This window comes from Paenibacillus sp. FSL H7-0326, assembly GCF_001955535.1.
Classification (GTDB): domain Bacteria; phylum Bacillota; class Bacilli; order Paenibacillales; family Paenibacillaceae; genus Paenibacillus; species Paenibacillus shunpengii.
On record NZ_MPVN01000018.1, the window covers coordinates 1 to 5,002 of the forward strand.

General features: G+C 40.2%; 5 protein-coding genes. All 5 read left to right on the forward strand.

Annotation, left to right across the window (positions count from 1 at the left end; genetic code table 11):
- Positions 1–218: 218 nt before the first annotated feature.
- The 5 genes from BK126_RS28585 (at position 219) to BK126_RS28605 (ending at position 4,771) form a co-directional block, all read left to right on the forward strand.
- Entirely contained in the window at positions 219–797 is a 579-nt protein-coding gene (locus BK126_RS28585; RefSeq protein ID WP_076315801.1) for a TetR/AcrR family transcriptional regulator, read from the forward strand.
- A gap of 224 nt (positions 798–1,021) precedes the next feature.
- A complete protein-coding gene (locus tag BK126_RS28590; RefSeq protein ID WP_076315802.1) occupies positions 1,022–1,723 on the forward strand; it encodes an SDR family oxidoreductase in 702 nt (233 codons plus the stop codon).
- A complete protein-coding gene (locus BK126_RS28595) occupies positions 1,720–2,532 on the forward strand; it encodes an SDR family NAD(P)-dependent oxidoreductase (RefSeq protein ID WP_076315803.1) in 813 nt (270 codons plus the stop codon). Before BK126_RS28590 ends, BK126_RS28595 begins: the two co-directional genes overlap by 4 nt.
- A 28-nt stretch (positions 2,533–2,560) precedes the next feature.
- Positions 2,561–3,643: an alkene reductase gene (locus tag BK126_RS28600; protein WP_076315804.1), complete on the forward strand. Its 1,083-nt coding sequence runs from the start codon at positions 2,561–2,563 to the stop codon at positions 3,641–3,643.
- A gap of 114 nt (positions 3,644–3,757) precedes the next feature.
- Complete coding sequence (locus BK126_RS28605) at positions 3,758–4,771, forward strand: NADP-dependent oxidoreductase (protein WP_076315805.1); 1,014 nt, start codon at positions 3,758–3,760, stop codon at positions 4,769–4,771.
- Positions 4,772–5,002 lie beyond the last annotated feature (231 nt).

Below are 5,002 nucleotides of genomic sequence, written 5' to 3' on the forward strand. Positions count from 1 at the left end.
CAAGGACAAGAACATGTACCGATTGCCGGAATGGACAAGAACATGTACCTATTACCGATTAGATAGATATCTAATAAATATCTAATAAATATTACAGCTTTCTCATTAAGCTAACGGGCAGGTTAGTTTAATAAAAAAAGTGACAATTAATTGAATTATAGTTTCTTTTCTTTACTGATCGTTCTCAATATGTTATGTTTTTTTCAGGGGGGACTAGAATGGCAAGAAATAAAGAATTTGAAGAGAATGTAGTGTTAGATAAAGCAATGAAGCTTTTTTGGGAACAGGGTTATGAAAAAACATCTATGAGTGACCTTGTAGAACATATGGGGATTCACAGAAGAAGCATATATGACACATTTGGCGACAAGCATTCACTATTTTTGAAAGCGATGGATCGTTTTCACAATAAAGTGGATGCTGGGCTTACGGGTAAAGTTAAACGCTCTGATACCGCGACAGAGGCACTTCAGCTTATCTTTGACTACATGATATATGGTGAAGAAGATTCTCCGTCGGGTTGTTTAATGGTTAATTCAGCCGTGGAATTGGCAATGCGTGATGCTGATGTTGATTCGAAATCCACTGAATCTTTTAAAATATCTGAGCAATTGCTCAAAGATATTATTATATGGGGGCAGCGGAATGGCGAGTTTAGCACAGCAAATAATGCTGATGAACTTGCCGAACACTTGCATACGGTTTGTGTAGGGCTAAGAGTAATGACTAGGACTTCGATGCCCAAAGAGAAATTACATCGAATAGCCGAAGTATCCCTTAAACTTTTATATGAGTAATTACGCTTGATGTCTCGAACAGTGAGCCTAGACTTAAACAAGGCATAATCGTGATCGATTATACTTTTTCTAGAATGATCATTCTCAAAAAGCTTGCTATAATCTACATTTGTAAGATAAATGAATCTTCCTTCATTTTTTATAGTTATTAGAACGATCATTCTCCTTTAATAAAATACTTCTCCCTAAACTAAAATTCAAACCGAGATAAAGGAGTTATTAAAATGAAAATATCAGAACAAGTGGCATTTGTCACAGGAGCAAACCGAGGTTTTGGTCGTCATCTAGCACTTGAATTACTATCGAGAGGAGCCAAAGTTTATGCAGGTGCTAGAAATCCAGAGACCATTGATATTCCGGGTGCTATACCAGTAAAACTTGATATTACTAACCTACAACAGGTTGAAGCAGCTGCTTTGATGGCTCAAGATGTTACGCTTCTGATTAACAATGCAGGATCGGCCACAGGTGCGACTTTACTTAACGGTGATCTTGATCAGATACAGTTGGAATTTAATACGCACTTCTTTGGCTCATTATCTATGATTCGGAATTTTGCACCAATTCTTATTAAAAATGGTGGGGGATCAATTCTGAACATTCTCTCCGCATTATCATGGTTTAGCACTGGAGGGGGCGAAGGAGCTTATTCGGCTGCCAAGGCGGCTGAATGGGCAATGACGAACGAGTTGCGCTTAAATCTCTATCCTCAAAATGTGAGAGTAGCAGGCTTGCATGTGGGCTTTATGGATACAGATATGACATCAGGTATAGAAGTTCCGAAATCCAACCCCGCTGATATTGCAAAAATTGCAATTGATGGAATAGAGTCCGATAGCTTTGAGATTCTTGCTGATGAACCGAGCCGTCAAATCCAGCATGCTCTCGCTGGTGGTATAGCTGCTATTTACCCACAGCTTAAATGATGGCAAAAACTGTACTCATTACCGGAGCATCGGGTGGAATTGGAAAAGAGCTGGCAGATCGTTTTGCTAAAGACGGATACAACTTAGTGTTGGTCGCTCGCAGCGAGGATAAGCTTGTGGATCTCGCGAGGGAGTATCAGGAAAAGTACCGTGTTCATACGACATATATCGCCAAAGATGTTGCGTTACCTGGCGTGGCAGAGGAAATCTACAGGGAGCTTAAAGAAAAAGAAATCATCATCGACGTTCTTGTTAATAATGCAGGTTTCGGCTTATATGGGAAATTCTTGGATACACCGTTAGAGCAAGAAACAAATATGATTGACATTAATATCAAAGCTCTGACTGTAATGACTAAAGTGTTCTTACCGGATATGGTCAAACGGCACCAAGGAGGCGTGCTGAATGTGGCTTCGTTGGTGGGTTTTTTTCCTGGACCACTGATGGCAGTTTACTATGCAACTAAAGCGTACGTATTATCGTTCACTGAGGCCTTGGAGAATGAGCTGCGTGGCACAGGAGTGACTGTTTCTGCACTCTGTCCGGGACCGACAGCGACTGGATTTGTCGATCGTGCTGGACTAGCTACTTCAAAGCTGTTTAGAAGCGGCGTAATGGAGGTTGAACGGGTGGCTGACATAGGATATCGCGAATTCTTGCGCGGCAAGACTGTAATCGTAACAGGGGGAAGAAACAAATTTATGGCTTTTTTACCTCGATTGCTGCCTCGCAAGATGATGACAAGTGGAGTCAGATACGCACAGGCTAAGAGCGATCATAAAACACATCACATTGGAGTCAATAAATAAACTTCATACAAAGAGAGGAATTTTTTAAATGGAGAAACTATGGAGCAAAACGAAAGTTGGCAATATGGAATTACCCCATCGATTAGCGATGGCTCCAATGACACGTAGCAGAGCGCAAGAAGATGGTACGCCAGGAGAACTAAGTCCTCTTTATTATTCTCAAAGAGCATCTATGGGATTAATTATTAGTGAAGGTACACAGCCTTCTGAGGATGGACAAGGTTATTTAAATTCACCTGGTATATATACTGATAAGCATATAGAAGGTTGGAAAAAGGTTACGAATGCTGTGCATGATGCGGGTGGATATATGTTTATACAATTGATGCATGTGGGACGTATGTCCCATCCTGACAATACTCCGCATCATCGTCAAGCAGTTGCACCATCTGCCATTGCGCCTGGCGCAGAAATGTTTACTAGTAAAGGGATGCAGGAAATACCTGCCCCACGAGAGCTAAGTGAAGAAGACATTCAAAATACGATTGCAGACTTTCGTAAAGCAGCAGCAGCAGCAATTAAAGCCGGTGCTGATGGGGTTGAAATTCATGGAGCTAACGGTTATTTAATCAATCAATTCATTGGCGAAAATTCAAATAAACGAGACGATAAATACGGTGGAACTGTGGAGAATCGTGCTCGCTTTGCAATTGAGGTTACAAAAGCAGTCGTTGAAGAAATTGGGCCTGAAAGAACCGGGTTTCGTATTTCACCAGGAACACCTCTTGGAGGCATTGATGAAGGAGAACAAGGACCTGAAGTATATCAGTATCTTGTAAAAGAATTAGCTAAACATAATCTAGCATATCTCCATGTTATGCATTTAGGGAACGAAAAACTGCTTCGTGAGATTCGTTCAATTTGGACAAACTCATTATTGGTCAATCGAGCAGGAAGAGCACTTGAAGATATTAGTGTGGATCTCGATAATGGAGTTGCTGACGTAGTCCCAGTCGGTATTTGGTCCTTAGCTAATCCGGATTTAGTTGACCGACTTAAAAATGGTTATCCATTAAATGATGTTGAACCTAATACATTATATGCGGGTAACGGAAGCTTGGGTTATACAGATTATCCTTCTATGGAAGAATTAAAATTACAACAGGAGTAAGTAAATACGAGCAATAAAATCATGATGAACTGGCGTACAACACAAAATTGTACGCCATGATTCTTTCTAACACAAAAACTAACCATATTCACTAGCGGAAGGATGCTGATTATAGTGAACACACATATGAAGGCAGCACAAATAAACAAGTACTCAAAACAAATTCAAGTTCAAGTTAACGAAATTCCAATTCCTGAAATCGACGATAACGAAGTTTTGGTAAGAGTAAAATCTGCAGCAGTTAATCCTCTCGAAATGTTAATTCTTACAGGTAGTGTGAAGTTGATTCAAGATTATGAACTTCCATTAACACTTGGTAATGAATTGGCCGGAGTTATTGAAAAAGTAGGTAAAAATGTGAAGGGTTATTATACAGGAGATAAGATTTACACACGTCTACCACTCAAAAAAATTGGTGCTTTTGCGGAATATGCTGCAATTGACGCTGCTGCAATTGCACCTATGCCAAAAAATTTATCCTATGAAGAAGCTGCTGCTGCAGCGTTGACTGGACTTACAGCTTATCAGGGCTTACATGAGGAACTAGAGGCAAGACCAGGTGAATCCGTTTTTATCCCAGGTGGATCGGGTAGCTTTGGTCAGATGGCCGTCCCAATTGCAAGGGCAATGGGTTTACATGTTATTGTTAGTGGGAACTCGCAAGCACGCGGACGTACTCTTGAAATTGGTGCGGACCAATATATAGATTACACCAAGGAAAACTACGTTGACGTGGTGTCTAAGGTCGATTATGTAATAGATACCTTAGGAGTAAAAGAATTTGATAATGAATTAAAAATCATTAAACCCGGAGGTAAGTTGCTCTCTCTCCGTACAGGGCCCAATAAACAATTCGCCGAAAATAATAACTTTCCTTGGTGGAAACAGAAACTTTTTACGCTTGCTGGCGCAAAATACGACAACAAAGCCAAGAAGCATGAAGTGGAATATCGATTTCTCTTCGTTCGCTCTGACGGTTCACAATTAAGGGAAATAACAAAAGTAATTGAAGAATACAACATTGTTCCACCGCTTCATCATAAAAGATTTACTATAGGAGAAATAAATGAAGCATTAGAACAGGTCGCTACTGGGCGTCCAAAAGGGAAGGTGATTATAAATTTTTAAGTCGATCCTGATAAACTCTTTGACGTGCCCTGAGAGGGGGAACATTAGGTATGGGTTTGTTATTCAATTATTGTATACCAATTTATTAAGCTAACGGGAAACGATAGTTCAATCAAACAAGGAGTAGTTTGCCTCGGCAGCTGCTCCTTGTTTTCATTACGAATGGGCAGGATAGTTCAAAAGTTTCGCGAATACCCTACATATGGAATTATTTACGAAGTTCGTGAATAA

Bases quoted from the DNA above. Each gene is read 5' to 3' on its own strand.
- BK126_RS28600 (WP_076315804.1), top strand. From the start codon at position 2,561: ATGGAGAAACTATGGAGCAAAACGAAAGTTGGCAATATGGAATTACCC.
- BK126_RS28595 (WP_076315803.1), top strand. From the start codon at position 1,720: ATGATGGCAAAAACTGTACTCATTACCGGAGCATCGGGTGGAATTGGA.
- BK126_RS28590 (WP_076315802.1), top strand. From the start codon at position 1,022: ATGAAAATATCAGAACAAGTGGCATTTGTCACAGGAGCAAACCGAGGT.
- BK126_RS28585 (WP_076315801.1), top strand. From the start codon at position 219: ATGGCAAGAAATAAAGAATTTGAAGAGAATGTAGTGTTAGATAAAGCA.